The organism is Rubrivivax rivuli, assembly GCF_004016505.1.
In the GTDB taxonomy this organism is placed as follows: domain Bacteria; phylum Pseudomonadota; class Gammaproteobacteria; order Burkholderiales; family Burkholderiaceae_C; genus Rubrivivax; species Rubrivivax rivuli.
This window is the reverse complement of sequence record NZ_SACR01000001.1, coordinates 868,696-888,586: the sequence shown is the minus strand read 5'-3', so window position 1 is coordinate 888,586 and position 19,891 is coordinate 868,696. Positions and strand designations below refer to the sequence as shown.

The window sequence follows — 19,891 nt, the reverse complement described above, 5'->3', positions numbered from 1 at the left end:
TTTCATTGCGCAGAATCCTGCACCGTTCCGACGAAAGCACGCCATGCCCACGCAGCCCACCCACATCCAGCACATCGTCATCGCCGGCGGCGGCACCGCAGGCTGGATGGCCGCCGCGGCGCTGGCCAAGCTGCTGGGCACGGCCTGGCGCATCACGCTGATCGAGAGCGAGGAGATCGGCACCGTGGGCGTGGGCGAGGCCACCATCCCGCTGATCAACATCTACAACAACGCGCTGGAGTTGGACGAGAACCTCTTCATGCGCGAGACCGCGGCCACCTTCAAGCTCGGCATCGAGTTCGTGAACTGGGGCCGCCAGGGCGACCGCTACATCCACGGCTTCGGCCCGCTGGGGCCGGACATCGGCCTGACCAAGTTCCACCACTACTGGCTGAAGATGCGCGCGCTCGGCCAGGCCGACGACCTGGACGCCTACAGCATCAACAACGCCGCGGCCAAGGCCAACAAGTTCATCCGCGCGCAGCGCGACATGGGCAACTCGCCGCTGGCCGAGATCGCGCACGCGTACCACTTCGACGCGGGCCTGTACGCCGCCTTCCTGCGCCGCTACGCCGAGAAGCTGGGCGTGGTGCGGCTGGAAGGCAAGATCAGCGGCGCCACCACGCGGCCTGAAGACGGCTTCGTCGACGCCGTGGTGATGGAAGGCGGCCGCCGCATCGAGGGCGACCTCTTCATCGACTGCACGGGCTTCCGCGGCCTGCTGATCGAACAGGCGCTGCACACCGGCTATGACGACTGGAGCCACTGGCTGCCGGCCGACCGCGCCTGGGCCGTGCCTTGCGAATCGGTGAACCCGCTGACGCCCTACACGCGCAGCACCGCACGCACGGCGGGCTGGCAATGGCGCATTCCGCTGCAGCATCGCACCGGCAACGGCCATGTCTTCAGCAGCAAGTTCATCGGCGAGCAAGACGCCGCCGACGTGCTGATGCAGAACCTGGACGGCGCGCCGCTGGCCGACCCGCGCATGCTGAAGTTCGTCACCGGCAAGCGCAAGCAACTCTGGAACAAGAACGTGGTGGCGGTGGGCCTGGCCAGCGGCTTCATGGAGCCCCTGGAGAGCACCAGCATCCACCTCATCCAGAACACCATCGCGCGGCTGACCACCTTCTTCCCGTACCGCAAGTTCGACGCTGCCGACATCGCCGAATTCAACCGCCAGAGCGACTTCGAGTTCGAGCGCATCCGCGACTTCATCATCCTGCACTACAAGGCCACCGAGCGCGACGACACGGCGTTCTGGAACTACGTGCGCACGATGCCGATACCGGACACCCTGCAGCACAAGTTCGACCTCTTCCGCAGCAACGGCCGCGTCTTCCGCGAGAACGGCGAACTCTTCAGCGAGATCAGCTGGGTGGAAGTGTTCCTCGGCCAGCGTGTGATGCCCGAGGCCTACCACCCGCTGGTGGACACGCTGCCCGAAGCCAAGATCGCCGATTTCCTCAAGAGCGTGCGCCACACCATCGCGCGCTGCGTCGACGCCATGCCCACGCACGCCGAGTTCGTGGCCCAGCACTGCGCCACCGACATCCCGAAGCGCAAGGCCGAGGCCGAAGCGGCGGCGATGGCGATGAAGAAGATGCAGGCTGCTGCAGGGGCCGGGCCCAAGCCGGCCGTGCAGACCGCCTGAGTGCGATGTTCAACCCCCGCCCGCGCATCGAGCGCGTGTCCGTGGGAGGCGTTCACGACGTCTGGGTCGTCGACGACGTGCTGCTCGACCCCGAGGCGCTGCGCGAGCGCGCGATCGCCGGCCGCGCCAGCTTCCGCGCCGCGCCCTTCAATGCCTACCCGGGGCTGGAGTGGCAGCAAGGCCCCGACATCGACGGCCCGCTCTCCGACTTCTTCATGCTGCACCTGCGCCAGCGCCTGGGCGCACGGCGCACGCAAAGCATGTACAGCCGGCTCTCGCTGGCCACGCTGCAGCCGGCACAGCTGCGACCGCTGCAGCGCCTGTGCCACCGCGACCGCTTCGGGACCACGGCCGAGCAGACGGTGGCGGCCTGCACGCTCTACCTCTTCCATGACGCCGCCCTGGGCGGCACCAGCTTCTACCTGCCGCGTCGGCCCATCGAAGACATCAACGCCGACATCCGGCGCTGGGCCGCGATGGACGACGCCGCCTTCACGGCCGAGATCGGCGCCCCGCCGGGCTACATCGGCGCCAGCAACGCCCACTTCGAACTGGCCGCCGTGGTGCCGGCGGCCTACAACCGCGCGGTGTTCTACGACGGCGGCCACTTCCACAGCAGCCACATCACCCAGCCCGAGAAGCTGAGTGCCGACCCTGCGCAGGGCCGGCTCACGCTCAACGGCTTTTTCATCTGCCGCCGCGCAGCGGCCTGATCGGCGCCTCTTCCCGCCGTTCGTCCATGAGCCCATCCCCCGCCCTGCCACACGCCGCCCGCCGCCACCTGCTGCAAGCCACCGCGGCCGGCCTGGCCGGCTGCTGGCTGCCCACCTGGGCGCAGCCTGCGGCCGCGCCGGCCGCGGCGCCACTGCCCGTGGCGCAGTTCTTCCAGCGCCCGGTCTTCAGCGGCGCCAAGCTCTCGCCCAGCGGCCAGCGCGTGGCCGTGCGCGCCAGCGCCGCGGGCCAGCGCGACCGCCTCGCGGTGCTGGACACGGCCACGCTGAAGCTGCAGGTGGTGGCGGCCTTCAAGGACGCCGACGTGCGCCGCTTCCACTGGGTGAACGACCAGCGCCTGGTCTACGACCTGGCCGATCACCAGTCGGCCGATGCCGACCTGCAGTTCGCGCCGGGCCTGTTCGCCGTCAACGCCGATGGCAGCGGCTACCGCAGCCTGGTGCACCGCGAGCACGTCACCGAGCGCTACGACCGCCACCTGCGCGAGCTGCCCTGGAATACCTTCCTGCTGGAGCAGGGCGGCGCACAGGACGGCGACCACGTCTTCGTCGTGCAGCCCGATGCCGTCACCGACAAGGGCTTCGACTACTTCCGCCTGCTCAAGCTCAACACCGTCACCGGCCTGGCCGAGGAGATCGAAGCGCCGCGGCAGGCCTTCCAGTGGCTGATCGACGCGCGCGGCGAGCTGCGCGCGGTGTTCACCGCCAAGGGCGCACGCGCCGCCATCCACTGGCGCAACCCGGCCGATGGCCGCTGGCAGGCGCTGCGCGAGTTCGATCGCTTCGGCTTGAACGCCGATTTCGCGATGCACGCCGTGGCCCCCGACGGCCGCCTGTACGTGACCGCGCGCCCGGGCACCGACACCGAAGGCGTCTACCTCTTCGACCCCGCCACCGACCAGCTGCAGCAGCCCGCCGTGCTGGCGCTGCCGCAGTTCGACATCGACCCCAGCTTCGTCTGGCGCGGCGAGCGCGTGGCGGGCCTGCGGCACACCGTGGACGCCGAGGTCACGCAGTGGTTCGACGAGGCGATGCGCGGCCACCAGGCCGAGGTCGACCGCCTGCTGCCGGCCACGGCCAACCGCCTGACACCGCCGCGCCGCGGCGACGGGCCCTTCATGCTGGTGCGCGCGCAGGCCGACGTGCAGCCGGCCGTGCACCTGCTCTACAACAGCAGCACGCGCAAGCTGGTGCGCCTGGGCGCCGAGCAGCCGCACATCACGCCTGCGCGCATGGCCGCGATGGACTTCGTGCGCTACAAGGCGCGTGACGGGCTGGAGATCCCGGCCTACCTGACGCTGCCGGCCGGCCACAGTGCCAATGCGGGCACCGAGCGCAAGCCGCCGCTGGTGGTGCTGGTGCACGGCGGGCCCTGGGTGCGCGGCGCCGAGTGGGAATGGCAGGCCGAGGTGCAGTTCCTCGCCTCGCGCGGCTACGCGGTGCTGCAGCCCGAGTTCCGCGGCAGCACCGGCTTCGGCCAGAAGCACTTCACCGCCGGCTGGCGCCAGTGGGGCCGCGCGATGCAAGACGACCTGGCCGACGGCGTGCGCTGGGCCGTGGCCCAGGGCCATGCCGATGCGCGCCGCGTGGCGGTGCTGGGCGCCAGCTACGGCGGTTATGCCGCGCTGATGGGGCTGGTGCGCCAGCCCGAGGTCTTCCGCTGCGCGGTGGCCTGGGCTGGCGTGAGCGACCTGCTGCTGATGTTCGACGCGCGCTGGAGCGACACCAGCGATGCCTTCAAGCGCCACGGCATGCCGCAGCTCATCGGCGACCGCGAGAAGGACGCGGCCGAGCTGGCCGCTCATTCACCGCTGCAGCAGGCCGCACGCATCCGTGCGCCGCTGCTGCTGGGCCATGGCCGGGTCGACCGCCGCGTGCCCATCGAACACGGCCGCCGCCTGCGCGACGCCGTGCGACCGCACAACCCGGCGCTGCAGTGGGTGGAGTACGAGAAAGAAGGCCACGGCTGGGCGCTGCCCGAGACCCAGGCCGATTGGTGGGGCCGGGTGGAAAGCTTCCTGGGCCAGCACCTGGCGCCCGTGGCCGCCTGAGCCCGGCCGTTCACGCCGCAGCCAGCCGCCGCCGCGCCGCGCGTGCGTGCGGCACCCAGGCCAGCGTGGCCCAGCGGCGCCACATCAGCAGGCCGCGCAGCCATTCGTCGGCGGCGTAGGCGATCCACACGCCCACCAGGCCCCAGCCCAGCTTCACGCCCAGCAGCCAGCTGCCGAAGGCCATCACCACCACCATGCTGCCGGTGCCCACCATCACCGGGTAGCGCGCGTCGCCGGCGGCGCGCAGCGCGTTGATGACCACCAGGTTGAAGGTGCGGCCGGGCTCCAGCAGCACCGTCCACCACAGCAGCACGGTGGCGGTGGCGATGATCTGGGCATCGGCGGTGAAGATGCGCATCAGCCAGGGCGAGGCCAGCGCCGCCACAGCGGCCACCGCCACGCTGACGGCCAGCCCCCGCGCCAGCCCGCGCCGCACCACGCGGTGGGCACGCTTGAACTGCCCGGCGCCGATGAGGTGGCCCACCACCGTCTCGGCACTGAGCCCGGTGGCCAGGCCGAAGAGCAGCACCACCATCATCACCTGCTGCACGTAGGCGTGGGTGGCCAGCGCGGCAGCGCCCAGCGTGCCCACCACCGCCACCGTCACCATGAAGGCCAGGCGCCAGGCGATGTTCTCGGCCGCGCCGGGCAGGCCGATGCGGGCCACTTCGGCCAGCTCGGCCCGGCGCAGGCGCCACCAGTCGCTGCGCCGCGGCCGCAGGTTCAGCCGCGTGCGCCACAGCCACAGGTGCAGACCGATGGCCACGGCGCGCGCCATCAGCAGCGCCAGCGCAAAACCCGGCAGGCCCAGCGCCGGCAGCTGCAGCGGCCCCAGCTGCAGCCCGAACATCAGCGGCCCCATCAACGCCAGGTGCAGCAGGTGCATGGCCACCATCACGGCCAGCGTCTCGCGGGCGCGAAGGTGGGCGCGCATCACGGCCGTCATGCTGGCGTTCCAGGCGTCCAGCAGCATGGCCGGGGCCAGCGCCATCAGCAGCGGCGCGGCCAGCGGCAGCACCGCAGCGGGGGCGTTCATCACGCCCAGCAGCGCCCCCGGGAACAGCAGCGCCGGCAGCGCCACGGCCACGCCCATCCAGGTGCTGGCGCCCAGCACGGCGCGGGCCACCGCATCGGCGGCGTCGCGCCGGCCGGCGCCCAGCGCCTGCGTGAGCACCACGCCCACGCCCGCGCCGATGACGCGGAACAGGATGAACAGCGTGCCGAAGACGTGGTGCGAGAGCGCAAAGGCGGCGCCGGCCGCGTCGCTCAGGCGCGCAGCCAGGGCCGTGCCCACCACGCCCACGGCGATGCCCAGCAAGAGCTCCAGGAACAGCGGCCAGGCCAACGAGAACAAGCGCGGCTGCGGGCGGTGCAGGGTGCGCGCGGCGGGCGCCGGCGGCGAGGTCAAGGTCATCCCGCGAGCTTAGGGCGGAACCTCGGTGTAACCCGGGCACGGCTCGCGCGATGATCGCGAAAACACCGCGCTGTCGCGCGGTGGCCGCAAGCGCCTGCCCCGCCTCCGTCCGCCCTGAGCCCTGCCATGCCCCTGAACCGCCGCGATGCCCTGCAACACCTGCTCGCCACGCCGGCACTCGCCGCCGCCCTGGCCAGCCCGTCCGCCCGGGCCCAGGGCCCAGCCCCTCTGAGCGCGGCCGAGGCGCGCAGCGATCTGCAGACCCTGCGCCGCGCGCTGCAAGCCCTGCATCCGGGCCTGCAGCGCCGCGCCACGCCGGCGCAGATCGAGGCCGCCTTCGCCACCGCCGAGGCCGCCATCGCCGGGGGTTGCACGCGGCCGGCCTTTTTCCTGAATTGCTCGCGCGTTGCAGCGGCCGTGAACTGCGGCCACACCTGGGCCAGCCGCTACAACACACGCGCCGATCTGCGCTCGCTGCTGTTCGACGGCCCCGACAAGCTGCCCTGCACGCTGCGCTGGCTGCAGGGCCGTGCGCTGGTCACCGGCAGCGCTGCCCCGGGGCTGGCCACCGGCAGCGAACTGCTGGCCATCGACGGCCGGCCGGTGGGCGAGATCGCCGCGGCGCTGCTGCCGCTGCTGCGCGCCGACGGCACGCACGCGGGCGCTGTCGGCAAGCGCTGGGCGCAGCTCGACACCGGCGCCAACGGCAGCGCGATGGACTGGCTCTTCCCCATCGCCTTCCCGCCACAGGCCGGCCGCTGGCGCCTGGCGGTGCGCAGTGCTGCAGGCCCTCAGACGGTGGAGGTGCCCGCCATGACCCTGGCCGAGCGCCAGCGCACGCTGCCCGAAACGCCCCCGCCCTGGGGCCTGCAGCGCGAGGGCGACACCGCGGTGCTGCGCATCACCACCTTTGCCTTCTGGAACAGCAGCTTCAAGGCCGATGCCTTCCTGGCACGCACCTTCCAGGCGATCCGCGGGCTGCCCTACCTCGTGCTGGACCTGCGCGAGTGCGAAGGCGGCGACGACAGCATCGCGCGGCAGTTGCTGGCCCACCTGCTGCGCCAGCCTTACGAGACCCCGGCCGAACGCCGCGAGAGCGCCTACGAGCTGGCCCCGGCCGAGTTGCTGCCGCTGCTGGGCACCTGGGACAACAGCTTCTTCGACCGCCGCGGCCAGGCCACGCGCACGCCCGAGGGCCGCTGGCAGCTGGCCCCGCGCCCGCCGCAGCGCGTGGAGCCCGTGGCCGAGCCCTACCCCGGTCGCACGGTGGCGCTGGTGGGGCCGCAGAACAGCTCGGCCGCCTTCCTGCTGGCGCGCGACCTGCAGCGCAGCGGCGCCGCGGTGCTGATGGGCGAGCCCACGGCCGGCCACCTGCAAGGGCTCAACGGCGGGCAGATCGCCTGGCTGACCTTGCCCGCCTCGGGCGTGGCGGTGGACATCCCGCTGCGCGCCAACCATGTGCAGCCCGACGACGGTGACACACTGCCCGACCGCGGCGTGCTGCCCGAGCTGCCCGTGGCACCGCGCTGGGAGGACGCCGTGGCCGGCACCGACACCGTGATGGAGGCGGCGCGCGCGCTCATCCGGGGCTGGCGGCCGGGCCGGGCACCGACCGTGGCACCCACGTCCTGAGCCCCGCATGTCCTGCGCATGGCCCCTGCGCCAGACCCCTGCGCTACGATGCCGCCGCCCGGCCGGGCTGCCCTTGCGGCACCGGCCTTCCTTCCAACCTGCACGCACATCCTCAAGGCACGCATGAGCCACATCCACTTCATCGGCGGTGAAAAAGGCGGGGTCGGCAAATCGCTGCTGGCGCGCGTGCTGGCGCAGCACTTCATCGACCGCAACCAGCCGTTCATCGGCTTCGACACCGACCGCTCGCACGGCGCGCTGCTGCGCTACTACGCCGACTACGCCGCGCCGCTGCCGCTGGACGGCCACGACAGCCTCGACCCCGTGATCGAAGCCGCCACGGCCGAGCCCGGCCGGCGCGTGCTGGTGGACCTGGCCGCCCAGACCCAGGCGCCGCTGCTGCGCTGGCTCGACGAAGCCGCCGTGCCCACGCTGGCCCAGGAACTGGGCCTGAAGATGACGTACTGGCACGTGATGGACGCGGGCCGCGATTCGGCCGACCTGCTGGGCCGCTGGCTCGATGGCGCCACCGGCGGCGCGGCCGGCCTGCCGCTGGTGATGGTGCTCAACGAGGTGCGCGGCGACGGCTTCGAGCAGCTGGAGGCCTCCGGCCTGGTGCCACGCGCCCAGGCCCAGGGTGCGCGCAGCCTGCGCCTGCGCAAGCTGCCCGACTCGCTGCTGCAGAAGGTGGACGCCAAGGGCCAGAGCTTCTGGGCCGCCACACAGGCCGCCACCAGCGGCCTGGGCCTGCTCGACCGGCAGCGCCTGAAGCTGTGGCTGCAGCGCACGCAGGCCGAGCTGGCCACGCTCGACATCTGAGCCCGGTGAACTAGGGCTGGGCCGGCGGGTGCCGGCAGCGCATCATCCCGGCCCCACCTGCCGCCGGAGCGCGCCATGCCCACCGTCAAACCTGCCAAGCCCACCGCGCCGAAGGCGCTGTCCCTGCACCTGGGCCTGAACACCGTCAGCGCCGCCGCCTACGCCGGCTGGGAAGGTCCGCTGGCGGCCTGCGAGTTCGACGCCCGCGACATGGCCGACATCGCGCGCAGCCGCGGCATGAAGCCGACCGTGCTGCTGACGAAGCAGGCCACGCGCAAGGCCGTGCTGGGCGCGATGCGCGGCGCCGCCAAGGCGCTGAAGGCCGGCGACTTCTTCTTCCTCAGCTTCAGCGGCCACGGCGGCCAGGTGCCCGACACCAACCGAGACGAGCCCGACCGCAAGGACGAGACCTGGTGCCTCTACGACGGCCAGCTCATCGACGACGAGCTCTACCTGGAGCTGAGCCGCTTCGCCAGCGGCGTGCGTGTTCTGGTGCTCTCCGACAGCTGCCACAGCGGCAGCGTCACGCGTGACGGCCCGCTGCCCCCGCCGCCACCCGGCCAGCGCTACAAGCTCATGCCCGAGGCCGTGGGCCGGCGCGTCTACAGCGCGCACCAGGCCTTCTACGACGGCCTGCAAGCCGAGGTGGCGAAAGCTTCCAAAAACACCATCGTCGACCCCGATGCAGCCCTGGCCCAGGTGGCCCACACGGTGGCCGCCGCACAGGCCACCTCGGTGGTGGGCAGCTTCAAGCCCGCGGTGCTGCTCATCAGCGGCTGCCAGGACAACCAGACCAGCATGGACGGCGAGCACAACGGCGCCTTCACCGAGAAGTTGCTGCGCGTGTGGGGCAGCGGCAGCTTCAAGGGCAACTACCTCAGCTTCCACCAGCGCATCCGCGCCGCGCTGCCGCCCAGCCAGAGCCCCAACCTCTTCACGCTGGGCCCGGCGGCCGAGTTCGTGAAGCAGGCGCCGTTCAGCGTCTGACCGGCGGGGCCCCGGGCGTGCCGGCCGGGGCCATCAGAAACAGCAGCGGCACCTCCAGCCGCGCCGCCCAGGCGCGTTCGTTGTGGCCGGTGCCCTCGAAGACGCGAAGCAGGCTGTCCTGCGCGGTGTAGCCGCGGTCGCGCACGAGTTCGTTCACGAAGGCCTGGTAGGGCGCGTAGATCGCGTCCAGCTCGGTGGTGCCGTGATCCATGTAGAGGCGCCGGCCGTCGGGCGGCGCGAGGTGGTCACGCAGGTAGTTGAAGGCCGCCAGCGGCAGCGCCGCGTTGGGCTGGTGGCTGCCCACCCAGTGCGTGGACAGGCCCGCCGCGCCGCCGAAGACCTGCGGGTACTCGTTCATCGCGTAGACCGAGATCAGCCCGCCCATGCTGCTGCCCATGATGAAGGTGCCCTCGCGGCCCGGGCGCGTGGCGTAGCGGGCGTCGATAGCGGGCTTGAGCTCTTCCACCAGGAAACGCAGGTAGGCGTCGGCCTGCGGCTTGCCGCGCAGGGCTTTCTCGACGAACAGCTCGCGCACGGCCGGGGCCAGGTGCGGCAGGAACTTCTGCGGGTAGTACTCGCTGTGCCGCCAGGGGCCGTTGTTCCACACACCCACCACGAGGGTGTCAGGGATGCGGCCGGCGCGCACCAGGCGGTCGACCGCCAGGTGCACGTCCCAGGCCTGCTTGTTCCAGCTCTTGCGCGCGTCGAAGAGCATCTGCCCGTCGTGCATGTAGAGCACGTTGTAGCGCTTGGCCGGGTTGTAGTCGGCCGGCAGCCACACATCCACCGGGCGCGGGTCGACATGGCGCGAGGCGATGGCCGGCAGGCGCTCGACGCGGCCGACCTCCACCTCCGGCATCGGGAAGGCCGGCGGCGCGCCCGCCGGCGCCTGGGCCTGCACGGACGAACCGACGGCCAGCAGGCAGAGCGCAGCGGCCCCCCAAAAGGGGCGGTTCCAGGGCTTGTTCATCGAAGGCCTCCTGTCCTGTGCGGACTGTCACAACTTGCAAGGCTTTGCATCCAGCGCAGCGTCAGCGGCGTAACGACGGTGTCACGCCCGGTGACCAAACTGCCGATACACACCCAAGCAACGTTCCTGCACCGCTCACCGCCGCCCGAACCGGAGCCCGACCATGCAAAGCCACCTCCTGCCCCCCGAAGCCTGGCGCAGCGAAGCCTTCGCTGAAGACCTGTTCGAGCCCGCCCAGCCGAGCCCGGTCGTCCCGGCCCGGCAACTGCGCACCGGCCGCCTGCTGCTGAGCGTGCTGCCGGTGATGCTGGTGCTGGCCGGCGCGCTGGCGCTGGGCCTGGGCGTCGCCTGAGCGCCACCGCCGTGCCTTCAGCGGCCCGGGGCCACCAGCACCCGCCCGAACAGCGGCGGCAGCGTCAGGCGCCAGCGGCCCTCTGAGGCCGAGCCCACCGCCTGCAGCGCGGGCGCCCCGCCCGGCCCATCCCCCAGCACATCCTTCAAGGCCGCCACGGGCACGCCGGGCGGCAACTTCACTTCCACGTTGCGCGCCTCGGTGGCGTTGTTCAGACCCACCAGCGCCCAGGTCGCCCCAGCACCGCTGCCCAGGCGGCGCAGCAACACGATCACCTGCTTGTCGGCATGCAGCGGCGCCTCCAGGCTGCCGCGGCGCAGCACGGCGTGCTGGTTGCGCATCGCGATCAGGCGCTTGAAGTCGGCGTGCAGCGCCTCGTCAGGCTGGCCGCCCTGGTCGGCCCAGGGGAAGGTGGCGCGGTTGTAGGGGTCGTCGCCGCCGGTCACGCCCACCTCGTCGCCGTAGTAGACGGTGGGCGCGCCGGGGTAGCTCATCTGGAACAGCACCGCCAGCCGCAGGCGCTGCTTGGCCTGGGCGATGGCGGCGGGATCCTTCGTGTCGTCGTGCCAGCCGAAGTGGTGCAGCGCGCGCGCCTGGTCGTGGCTGCTGAGCAGGTTCATCAGCGCATACAGGGCCTGGGGCGGGTAGGCCTCGCGCAGGTGCTCCAGGTGCGTGTACAGCGCCGCGCCGTCGCCGCCGGCCGCGTACTCGAGCACGGCGTTGCGGAAGACGTAGTTCATGGTGCTGTCGAACATGTCGCCCAGGAAGTACTTGCTGGCGTCGAACCAGGTCTCGGCCACCGTCAGCGCATCGGGCTTGTGGGCCTTGAGCGCGGCGCGCCACTCGCGCCAGAAGTCGTCGGGCACCCAGGGCGCCACGTCCATGCGCCAGCCGGCAGCGCCGCGGTCGAGCCAGAGCTTGGTGACGGAATCGCGGTCGCGGTAGAAGAAGTTGCGCAGGCTCTCGCTGTTCTTGTTGAGTTCGGGCAGGTCGGTCACGCCCACCCAGCCCTTGAACTGCTTGTCGGGCTCGGCCTGCGTGGTGTCGAAGCTGTACCAGCCGGCCCAGGGCGAAGCCGGGTTGACCTTGCCGCCCTGGAAGGCGCCCTGGCTGCCGTAGTTGCCGTAGCGGTTGAAGTACAGCGAATCGGCGCCGGTGTGGTTCAGGCTGGTGTCGGGGATGACGCGGATGCCGCGCTTCGCAGCCTCTTTCGTCAGGCGCTCGAAATCGGCGTTGCTGCCGAAGGCGGGGTCGATCTCGCGGTAGTCGGCGGTGTCGTACTTGTGGTTGCTGCTGGCCTTGAAGACCGGCGTCATGTAGATCGTGTTGGCACCGAGTTCCTTGATGTGGTCGAGCTTCTGGATCAGGCCTTCGAGGTCGCCGCCGAAGAAGTCGTTGTTGAAGAACGCGTCGCTGCCGTCGCCGCTGTTCGGGCGGTAGGGGCGGTCGGTCCAGTTCCTGTGCACTTCCACCGTGTGCTGGTGGTAGCGCGTGATGCCGGGTTTCGGGTCGTTGGCCGGGTTGCCGTTGCGGAAGCGCTCGGGGAAGACGTAGTAGTAGACGATGTCGGGCGCCCACGCGGGCACCTTGAAATCGGGGCTGTAGACGGTCTGGCGGAAACGGCGGATGCCGGCCGTGCCTCTTCCGGATGCAGGCCTGTCGGCCACCTCGGCGCGGCCGCCGGCGCCCTTCTCGCGCGTCCAGAACACCGGTGCGGCGTTGTTCTGCAGCACGTAGGTCTTCCCGCCGATCTGCGCCTCGAACCAGTGGCCATAGACGGCCACGTCGGCGTAGCGGTGGCGCGCGGTCCAGCGCAGGTTCGCACCGTCACGGCGGGCCTGCATCGGCACGCGCGCGACTTCGGTGTAATCCAGCACCTCCTGGTTGCCTTCGAGCCGGCGCTTCTCCACCACCAGCGTGAGGCGCTGCACGCCGGGCAGCGAAGTCACCGCGTACTGCACCGGGGTGCCGGCCTTCACGGCGCCGAAAGGGCGCTTGTGGGCCAGGTTGCGGCTGTCGTAGCGCAGGCTCAGCGCGACGGGATCGGTGACGCTCTTGGCCGCCGGGTCGGCAAAGGTCTTCGGGCCCACGCTCAGGCGCGGCTTGCCGTCTTCGAAGGCCACGCGCACCGTGTGTTCGCCATTGAAGACGTGCGCGAAGTTGCCGCCGCCTTCGCCAAAGCTGCTGGCGTCTTTCCAGCCGGCGTCGGCCACCTTGAACTCGTGCCGGCCGCTGAGCTTGACGTTGAGGTAGTAGGCGTCGCAGCTGTACTGGAAGGCCCAGTCGTCGAGTGCGGCCCAGTTGTTGGGCGTGCCGCGCAGGTAGAGCACGGTGTCGCCGAAAGGGGCGGGCGCGGGGCAGGCGCTGACCTGCAGTTGCGGGGTCGCGCTCGATGCATCCATGGTCAGCGTGAAGCGGTGCACGCCGTCGAAGCGGCGCTTGAGTTCGGGGCCGCGCAGCGACAGCCGTTCGGCGCTGCCTTCGGCCGCACCGCGGCCGAAATCGGCATCGCCGCTCCAGCCCTCGTCGGCCACCTTGAAGCTGTGCTCGCCCTGCAGGCGCGTGACCAACTCCCAGCGCTGGCAGGCCCAGGTGAAACGCTGCGTCTCCAGCGCGTTCCAGCTGTTGAAGGTGCCGCGCAGGTAGAGGCTGCGGCCCTGCAGCGGGTCGGGCCGGCAGGCCTCGGCCGCAGACGCGCCCAGGCCGGTGCCCAGCAGGGCCAGCCCCAGAAACCAGGCCCGCATCACTGCAGCCGTCATCACTGCACGCACCATCACTGCACGCGCTTGTAGGCGCTGTAACCACCGCCCGGGCTGGCCTCGGGCTTCAGCACCAGAAAACCACCCGGCGGCAGCGTGACGTGCAGCATGCCCACCAGGATGGGCAGCTTCACCTGCCCGTCCAGCGAGACCAGGTTCCAGTTGTTCATCAGCTTGCTGTTGCCCACGAGCACGCTTTCGCTCACCGGCTGGTCACTGGGGTTGGCGATGACGACGATGGTGTCCAGCGCGCGGTCGGTGTAGCGCTCGAAGGCCAGCAGCTTGTGCGCGGTGATGGGCCGGTAGTCGCCCACGCGCAGCGCGCGGTGGGCCTTGCGCAAGGCCACGAGCTGCTTCGTCCACGTCAGCTCGGGGTGGCCCTGGTCCACCAGGTCCCAGCGCATCGGGCCGCGCATCTCGGGGTCTTGCTCGCCCGTCATGCCCACCTCGCTGCCGTAGTAGAGGTTGGGTGAGCCCGGCAGCGAGAACTGCAGCACTTGCGCCATCCGGCGGCGCTGCGTGTCGGGGATGGTGCTGGCCAGCCGCGGCGTGTCGTGGTTGTCCAGCATGATCCAGCTCTTGAGCAGGCCGCCGGGCGGTGAGTCGGCCATCATGCGGTCGATCATCTTCTGCGCCAGCGGCACCTCCAGCTGGCCTTTCGCGGTGCGCACGATGATCTCGCGCAGCGTGAAGTTCATGGCGCCGTCCACCGCGGGCATCCAGTCTTTCGGGTAGTTGGCGATCTCGCCCACCACCAGCGAGCCGGGCTTCTCGGCGTGCGCCGCGCGCGTGAGCTCGTTGAGGAACTGGAAGCCGATGTCCACCGCCACGTCGAGCCGCCAGCCGTCGACGCCGTCGCGCAGGTAGCTGCGCACCACGGAGTCCTTCGCGCCGTAGATGTGGTCGCGCACGGCCTTGTTCTCGAGGTTGATCTCGGGCAGGTTCTCGGCCAGCCACCAGGTGCGCGTGCCGCTCTGGTACTGGGGGCCGAAGTAGAACCAGTCGCGCCATTTCGACTGCGGGTTGGCCTGCGCGTCCTTGAAGATGGGCGCGTTGCGGCCCATGTGGTTGAACACGCCGTCCAGCACCAGCTTCATGCCGCGGGCATGCACGTTCTTCGCCAGGGCCTTGACGTCTTCGCGCGTGCCGAACTCAGGGCTCACGGCGTTGTAGTCGAAGGCGTCGTACTTGTGGTTGGTGTAGGCCAGGTGGATGGGGTTGAGGTAGAGCACGTCGGCGCCGAGCGCCTGCACGTGGTCGAGCTTGGTGACCAGGCTGGCCAGGTCACCGCCCCAGAACTCGATCTCGTGGCTCCACAGGCGCGCGCTCTCGACGTAGCTGCCGCGCTTGGGGCTTTCGTCCCAGCGGCGCAGCACCTTGGGCGCGGGGTAGAGGTGGCGCTTGGCCTCCAGGTTGGCCGCCGGCGCGAAGCGGTCGGGCAGCACCTGGTAGACGACGGCGCCGTTGCGCCAGTCTTTCTCGCGCGCCTCGTACACGCCCTTGAGGGCTTCGTCGGCAGGGTTGCCGGCGGGGGTGTTCACGCCGGTGGCGAAGTTGGCGGCATGGGCCATGCTGAAACCGGCCGCCAGCGCGGCCACGAGGGCAGGGGTCTTCATCCTTTGACGCCGCCGGCGGTCAGCCCGCTGACGATCCAGCGCTGCGCGAACAGGAACACCAGCGTGATGGGCAGGCCGCTCAACACCGCAGCGGCGGCGAAATCGCCCCACAGGTACTTCTGCTCGTAGAGGTAGAACTTGCTGCCCACCGCCAGCGTGAGGTTGGGCTCTTCACGCAGCAGGATGGAAGCCACCGGGTACTCGATGATGGTGCCGATGAAGGCCAGCACGAACACCACCATCAGGATGGGCACGGCCATGGGCAGCAGCACGTGGCGGAAGGCCTGCCAGTGCGTGGCGCCGTCGACCTTGGCGTTCTCCTCGATCTCCATCGGGATGGTCTCGAAGTAGCCCTTGATCGTCCAGATGTGCATGGCCACACCGCCCATGTAGGCCACGATGAGGCCGGCGTGGGTCTCGATGCCCAGCCAGGGCAGCTGGGTGCCGATGCCTTCGAAGATGGCGTAGATGGCCACCAACGCCACCGCCACCGGGAACATCTGCAGCAGCAGCATGCTGTTGAGGATGAGGTTCTTGCGCGCGAACTTCATGCGCGCGAAGGCGTAGGCCGCCGTGGTGCTGATGCCCACGATGAGCAGCGCAGAGATGGTGGCGATCTTGATGCTGTTCCACAGCCACAGCAGCACCGGGAAGGGCGGCTGCACGACCGTGCCGTCGGGCTGCGTGTAGGGGATGCCCAGGGCCAGCTGCCAGTGCTCGAAGCTGATGGTGGTGGGGATCAGGCTGCCGGTGGCGAAGTTGCCCGGCCGCAGGCTGATGCTGATGACCGCCAGCAGCGGAAACAGCGTGAAGGCCAGCAGCACCCACATGAAGGCGTGCGCGCCGATGACGCGCCAGCGCTGGCTCTTGCCGGTGACGATGGCCATGCCTTACCTCTTGTTCTCGGTGCGTTGCGTGATGCGCAGCTGCACCAGCGCCATCACCGCCACCATCACGAAGATCAGCGTGCTGATGGCCGCGGCCAGGCCGAAGTTCTGGCCGCTGTCGGTGAAGGCGATGCGGTAGGTGTAGCTCACCAGGATGTCGGTGGTGCCCGCCGGCAGCTTGGTATTCAGGAAATCGGGCCGGCCGTCGGTCAGCAAGCTGATCAACACGAAGTTGTTGAAGTTGAAGGCAAAGGCGCTGATGAGCAGCGGCGTCAGCGGCTTGGCGATCAGCGGTGCGGTGATCTTGAAGAAGTTGGTCAGCGGCCCGGCACCGGCGATGGCGCTGGCTTCGTACAGGTCGCTCGGGATGGCTTTGATCAGCCCCGAGCACAGGATCATGATGTACGGGTAGCCCAGCCAGGTGTTGACGACGAGGATCATCGCCTTGGCCAGCAGCGGGTCGGCGAACCACGCCGGGCGGATGCCGAAGAGCGCATCGAGGATGGCGTTGATCTCGCCGAAGTTCTGGTTGAACAGGCCCTTGAAGACCAGGATGCTGATGAAGCCCGGCACCGCGTAAGGCAGGAAAAGCAGCGTGCGGTAGAGCGCGCGGTACTTCAGGTTCTGCCACTCCAGCATCACGGCCAGCGTCATGCCCAGGGCGGTGCTGAACAGCACCGTGAGGCCGGCGAAGAGCACCGTCCAGATGAAGATGCTGACGAAGGGGCCGCGGAAGTCGGCGTCCAGCAGCATGCGCGTGTAGTTGGCAAAACCGATGCCCACCTTGAAGCCCGGGGGCATGCGTTCGCCGGCGGCGCTTTCGAAGAAGCCGGTCTCGAAGTTCGGCTTGAACACGGTGCCGGTGGCCAGCTGCTTCAGGCTGCCATCGGGCCCGGCCTGCCACAGCGGCTGGATGACGCCGAACTCGCGCAGGCCGGCATAACGCAAGGGCGCTGAGACACCGGGCACCTGCAGTTGCAGGCCCATCAGGCCCGGGCGGTGGGCGATGAGGCCGCGCAGGTCGAGCGCAGGGCCAAGCTTCAGGTCGCCCTGCGGCTGCAGCAGCACGGGGCCGGCGGGCGCCGAGCCCTCCAACGCCAGCAGCGGCGTGACGAGTGCCGGGCCGCGCGTGCCGTCGGCCTGCTCGGGCGGCAGCAGCCGCAGGCGGTGCTGGCTGCCTTCGCTGTGCAGCGTGTAGCTGTAGGCCTGGCGCTCGTCGACGACGCTCTGCTCCATCAAGTAGGTCTGGGAGCGCTCGAAATCGAGCAGGTTGCTCGACGAGTAGTTCGTGAAGCCGATCTGCACCGTGTAGACCAGCGGAAAGGCCACGAACACCAGTATGCCGGCCACGCCAGGGAAGAGGTACTTCCAGGCCACGCTCGTGGCCGTGCCGTAGACCACCAGCGCGGTGCCGCCCAGCGCCAGCACGCCCACGGCCGCCAGCGGCTGCGCCGCGGCCCAGAGGCTGAACACGAACCAGAGCAGGCCCAGCGCCGCCAGCGTGGCAATGGCCGGGCCCAGCCAGCGGGCCAGCGAAGATGCAGGCGCGCGGCTCATCGCGTCTTCATCCGCGCTGCGGCGCCGTCCATCGCCGCCTTGGGCGCCTGCCGGCCGTTGGTGATGGCCTCCAGCGCGGCATCCATGGCCGGGAAGAAGCGACCCATCTCGGGGATGTTGGGGATGGGCTCGCCCGCGCGCGCGTTGGCCATGGTGGCGGCGATGCGGGGGTCGCTGCTGAGCTCGGCGTAGTAGGCCTTGTTGGCCGGCACGCCCAGCGGCACGTCGGCGGCCACGGTCTTCAGCGCCGGCACCTTCAGCAGGTGGTGTTCGATGAACTCCAGCGCGATGTCCTTCTGGCGGCTGGCGGCGCTGACCATGCAGCCCAGCACGCCCACGAAAGGCTTGCCCGGCTTGCCGCCGACGGTGGGGATGGGTGCCACGCCGAAATCGATGCCGACCTTGCGCACGTTGTCCCAGGCCCAGGGGCCGTTGATCATCATCGCCACCTGGCCGCGCGCGAAGGCGCCTTCCATCTCGGAGTAACGCGCGCCGCGCGGCATGTGGCCGTCCTGCACCAAGCGCTGCAGCAGCGTGGCGCCCTGCACCGCGCCGGCGTTGTTCACGCCCAGGTCGGCGGTGTTGAGTTCGCCCTGCGGCGTGCGGCCGAAGACGTAGGCGCCCGAGCCGGCCAGCAAGGCCCAGCTGAAGAAGCTGTTGTTGTAGGCCCAGAGGATGGCGCTCTTGCGTCCCTGCGATTCGGCCTTGAGCTTGCGGTCGAGCGCGATGACCTCGTCGAAGGTCGCCGGCGGCGTGGCCACCAGCGCCTTGTTGTAGATGAGGCCGACGGTCTCGATGGCCAGCGGGTAGCCCCAGACCTGGCCGCGGTAGGTGAAGGCAGCCCAGGCGCTGTCGTCGATCTCGGCACGCGTGCTGCGCGCGGGCTTCACGGGCACGATCAGGCCCGACTTCACCCACTCGCCCACGCGGTCGTGGGGCCAGCACATCACGTCGGGGCCCTTGCCGGCGGCGGCGGCGGCGGTGAACTTGTCGGGCGCACCCTCGGGGTGCTGCACGACCACGGGCACGCCGCTCAGGCGGGCGAACTCGTCGCCCACCTTCTGCAGGCCGTTGTAGCCCTTGTCGCCGTTGATCCACACCAGCAGGCGTTGCGGGGCCTGGGCCCAGGCAGGCGCGGTGGCGGAGAGGCCCGCCACCAAGACCGCGGCGAGCGCACGGCGCTGGGAACGATCACGCCGCATCGGTTTGCCCGGCAACTTGCAGGCGGGTGAAGGCCTGGCCTTGCGCATCGAAGAGATAGGCCTTGTGCACCGGCACGCCCAGCGGCAGCACGCCACCGATGTGCACGGGGCGGTCGCCCTCCACGGCGCAGGTGATCACGTCTTCCAGCCCCGGGTTGCTGCAGTAGGCGTAGGTCATGCTGCCCAGGCTTTCGACGAAGGTCACCTGGGTCTGCAGCGCGTTGGCGGCATCGCCGGCGCGCAGGTGCTCGGGGCGCACGCCCAGGGTCACTTCGTCACCCGCCTTCGCCTGCGCGGCATCCACGGCGCAGCGGATGTGCTCGCCACCGCCCAGCTTCACCAGCGCATGCGTGGCGCTGGCTTCCAGCACCGTGGCCTTCAGGAAGTTCATGCCCGGGCTGCCGATGAAACCGGCCACGAAGGTGTTGCAGGGGTGTTCGTACAGCGCCATCGGCGCGCCCACCTGCTCGATGCGGCCAGCCTGCAGCACGACGATGCGGTCGGCCAGCGTCATGGCCTCCACCTGGTCGTGCGTGACGTAGACCATGGTCGTCTTGAACTGCTCGTGCAGCTTGGCGAACTCGTAGCGCATCTTCACGCGCAGCGCGGTGTCCAGGTTGGACAGCGGCTCGTCGAAGAGAAACACTTCGGGCTTGCGCACGATGGCGCGGCCGATGGCCACGCGCTGGCGCTGGCCGCCCGACAGGTCTTTGGGCTTGCGCTGCAGCAGGTGGTCGATGTGCAGGATCTTGGCCGCCTGGTTCACGGCGGTCTCGATCTCGGCTTGCGGCACCTTCGCCAACTTCAGCCCGAAGGCCATGTTGTCGAACAGGTTCATGTGCGGGTAGAGCGCGTAGCTCTGGAACACCATGCTGATGCCGCGCTCGGCCGGCGGCACGTCGTTGACCACGCGGCCGCCGATGGAGAGTTCGCCTTCGGTGATGTCTTCCAGGCCGGCGATGGTGCGCAGCAAGGTGCTCTTGCCGCAGCCGCTGGGCCCGACGAAGACCATGAACTCGCCGTCACGGATGTGCAGGTCGATGCCCTTCAGGATCTTGACGTCGCCGTAGGCCTTGCCGACCCCGGACAGCTTGACTTCGGCCACGCGCTTGTCTCCAGAACACGGGCTGCAGACCCGCGGTGATGTAGCGAATATACCGCCGCATCTCCGCCAGCCACATCCGCAACAGCCCTAGGTGCAAAGCTGCAAGTTATTGAAAATCAACAACTTGCGTGCCAGCGCGATGACACCGCAGCCGC

The 19,891-nt window shown here is 70.2% G+C and carries 15 protein-coding genes; 7 read left to right on the top strand and 8 right to left on the bottom strand.

Annotation, left to right across the window (positions count from 1 at the left end):
* The first annotated feature begins 43 nt into the window (after nt 1-43).
* Genes EOE66_RS03840 through EOE66_RS03830 form a run of 3 tightly spaced genes read left to right on the top strand, consistent with a single transcriptional unit; the run spans nt 44 to nt 4,436 of the window.
* A complete protein-coding gene (locus EOE66_RS03840; RefSeq protein WP_128227329.1) occupies nt 44-1,654 on the top strand; it encodes a tryptophan halogenase family protein in 1,611 nt (536 codons plus the stop codon).
* A gap of 5 nt (nt 1,655-1,659) precedes the next feature.
* Nucleotides 1,660-2,367, top strand: coding sequence for a DUF6445 family protein (locus EOE66_RS03835; RefSeq protein ID WP_128227328.1), 708 nt, complete (start codon nt 1,660-1,662; stop codon nt 2,365-2,367).
* Between the two features lie 26 nt (nt 2,368-2,393).
* The gene (locus tag EOE66_RS03830; protein ID WP_128227327.1) at nt 2,394-4,436 is read left to right on the top strand and encodes a S9 family peptidase; all 2,043 of its coding nucleotides are present in this window, start codon (nt 2,394-2,396) and stop codon (nt 4,434-4,436) included.
* A 10-nt stretch (nt 4,437-4,446) separates the two neighbouring features.
* Here the strand turns inward: EOE66_RS03830 and EOE66_RS03825 are convergent, their stop codons facing one another.
* Nucleotides 4,447-5,850 carry an MATE family efflux transporter gene (locus EOE66_RS03825; RefSeq protein WP_128227326.1) on the bottom strand — a complete coding sequence of 468 codons (1,404 nt, stop codon included), beginning with the start codon at nt 5,848-5,850 and terminating at the stop codon, nt 4,447-4,449.
* Nucleotides 5,851-5,976: 126 nt separating this feature from the next.
* Between EOE66_RS03825 and EOE66_RS03820 the strand changes: the two genes are divergently transcribed.
* The 3 genes from EOE66_RS03820 to EOE66_RS03810 all read left to right on the top strand — a co-directional run bounded on the left by EOE66_RS03820 (nt 5,977) and on the right by EOE66_RS03810 (nt 9,288).
* The gene (locus EOE66_RS03820) at nt 5,977-7,482 is read left to right on the top strand and encodes a S41 family peptidase (RefSeq protein ID WP_128227325.1); all 1,506 of its coding nucleotides are present in this window, start codon (nt 5,977-5,979) and stop codon (nt 7,480-7,482) included.
* Nucleotides 7,483-7,605: 123 nt separating this feature from the next.
* Nucleotides 7,606-8,301 (top strand): P-loop NTPase family protein, encoded by a 696-nt coding sequence (locus EOE66_RS03815; RefSeq protein ID WP_128227324.1) that lies wholly within the window; start codon nt 7,606-7,608, stop codon nt 8,299-8,301.
* Between the two features lie 75 nt (nt 8,302-8,376).
* On the top strand, nt 8,377-9,288 hold the full coding sequence (locus tag EOE66_RS03810) for a caspase family protein (RefSeq protein WP_128227323.1): 912 nt from the start codon (nt 8,377-8,379) through the stop codon (nt 9,286-9,288).
* Here EOE66_RS03810 and EOE66_RS03805 read toward each other — a convergent pair.
* Complete coding sequence (locus EOE66_RS03805) at nt 9,278-10,258, bottom strand: alpha/beta hydrolase (RefSeq protein WP_128227322.1); 981 nt, start codon at nt 10,256-10,258, stop codon at nt 9,278-9,280. The genes EOE66_RS03810 and EOE66_RS03805 overlap by 11 nt on opposite strands.
* A gap of 163 nt (nt 10,259-10,421) precedes the next feature.
* Here EOE66_RS03805 and EOE66_RS03800 point away from each other — a divergent pair, with 163 nt between their 5' ends.
* Entirely contained in the window at nt 10,422-10,610 is a 189-nt protein-coding gene (locus EOE66_RS03800) for a hypothetical protein (protein ID WP_128227321.1), read from the top strand.
* Nucleotides 10,611-10,627: 17 nt separating this feature from the next.
* On the opposite strand, the gene EOE66_RS03795 is transcribed toward EOE66_RS03800, so the two are convergent.
* Genes EOE66_RS03795 through EOE66_RS03770 form a run of 6 tightly spaced genes read right to left on the bottom strand, consistent with a single transcriptional unit; the run spans nt 10,628 to nt 19,736 of the window.
* Nucleotides 10,628-13,354, bottom strand: coding sequence for a glycoside hydrolase family 13 protein (locus tag EOE66_RS03795; protein WP_164884987.1), 2,727 nt, complete (start codon nt 13,352-13,354; stop codon nt 10,628-10,630).
* Nucleotides 13,355-13,383: 29 nt separating this feature from the next.
* Nucleotides 13,384-14,985, bottom strand: coding sequence for a glycoside hydrolase family 13 protein (locus EOE66_RS03790; protein WP_205702615.1), 1,602 nt, complete (start codon nt 14,983-14,985; stop codon nt 13,384-13,386).
* Nucleotides 14,982-15,872: a maltose ABC transporter permease MalG gene (malG, locus tag EOE66_RS03785; protein WP_128227319.1), complete on the bottom strand. Its 891-nt coding sequence runs from the start codon at nt 15,870-15,872 to the stop codon at nt 14,982-14,984. Before malG ends, EOE66_RS03790 begins: the two co-directional genes overlap by 4 nt.
* Before the next feature lie 3 nt (nt 15,873-15,875).
* Nucleotides 15,876-17,429 carry a maltose ABC transporter permease MalF gene (gene malF / locus EOE66_RS03780; RefSeq protein WP_128227318.1) on the bottom strand — a complete coding sequence of 518 codons (1,554 nt, stop codon included), beginning with the start codon at nt 17,427-17,429 and terminating at the stop codon, nt 15,876-15,878.
* A complete protein-coding gene (gene malE / locus EOE66_RS03775) occupies nt 17,426-18,631 on the bottom strand; it encodes a maltose/maltodextrin ABC transporter substrate-binding protein MalE (RefSeq protein WP_128227317.1) in 1,206 nt (401 codons plus the stop codon). Before malE ends, malF begins: the two co-directional genes overlap by 4 nt.
* Nucleotides 18,621-19,736, bottom strand: a complete 1,116-nt coding sequence (locus EOE66_RS03770) for an ABC transporter ATP-binding protein (protein WP_128227316.1) — start codon at nt 19,734-19,736, stop codon at nt 18,621-18,623. The genes malE and EOE66_RS03770 overlap by 11 nt, the downstream gene beginning before the upstream one ends.
* Nucleotides 19,737-19,891: the final 155 nt, after the last annotated feature.

Excerpts from the sequence above, each read along its gene's own strand:
- malF (WP_128227318.1), bottom strand. The coding sequence starts at position 17,429 with ATGAGCCGCGCGCCTGCATCTTCGCTGGCCCGCTGGCTGGGCCCGGCC.
- EOE66_RS03820 (WP_128227325.1), top strand. The coding sequence starts at position 5,977 with ATGCCCCTGAACCGCCGCGATGCCCTGCAACACCTGCTCGCCACGCCG.
- EOE66_RS03840 (WP_128227329.1), top strand. The coding sequence starts at position 44 with ATGCCCACGCAGCCCACCCACATCCAGCACATCGTCATCGCCGGCGGC.
- EOE66_RS03815 (WP_128227324.1), top strand. The coding sequence starts at position 7,606 with ATGAGCCACATCCACTTCATCGGCGGTGAAAAAGGCGGGGTCGGCAAA.
- malG (WP_128227319.1), bottom strand. The coding sequence starts at position 15,872 with ATGGCCATCGTCACCGGCAAGAGCCAGCGCTGGCGCGTCATCGGCGCG.
- EOE66_RS03835 (WP_128227328.1), top strand. The coding sequence starts at position 1,660 with ATGTTCAACCCCCGCCCGCGCATCGAGCGCGTGTCCGTGGGAGGCGTT.
- EOE66_RS03795 (WP_164884987.1), bottom strand. The coding sequence starts at position 13,354 with ATGCGGGCCTGGTTTCTGGGGCTGGCCCTGCTGGGCACCGGCCTGGGC.
- EOE66_RS03825 (WP_128227326.1), bottom strand. The coding sequence starts at position 5,850 with ATGACCTTGACCTCGCCGCCGGCGCCCGCCGCGCGCACCCTGCACCGC.
- EOE66_RS03790 (WP_205702615.1), bottom strand. The coding sequence starts at position 14,985 with ATGAAGACCCCTGCCCTCGTGGCCGCGCTGGCGGCCGGTTTCAGCATG.
- EOE66_RS03805 (WP_128227322.1), bottom strand. The coding sequence starts at position 10,258 with ATGAACAAGCCCTGGAACCGCCCCTTTTGGGGGGCCGCTGCGCTCTGC.
- EOE66_RS03810 (WP_128227323.1), top strand. The coding sequence starts at position 8,377 with ATGCCCACCGTCAAACCTGCCAAGCCCACCGCGCCGAAGGCGCTGTCC.
- EOE66_RS03800 (WP_128227321.1), top strand. The coding sequence starts at position 10,422 with ATGCAAAGCCACCTCCTGCCCCCCGAAGCCTGGCGCAGCGAAGCCTTC.
- EOE66_RS03830 (WP_128227327.1), top strand. The coding sequence starts at position 2,394 with ATGAGCCCATCCCCCGCCCTGCCACACGCCGCCCGCCGCCACCTGCTG.
- malE (WP_128227317.1), bottom strand. The coding sequence starts at position 18,631 with ATGCGGCGTGATCGTTCCCAGCGCCGTGCGCTCGCCGCGGTCTTGGTG.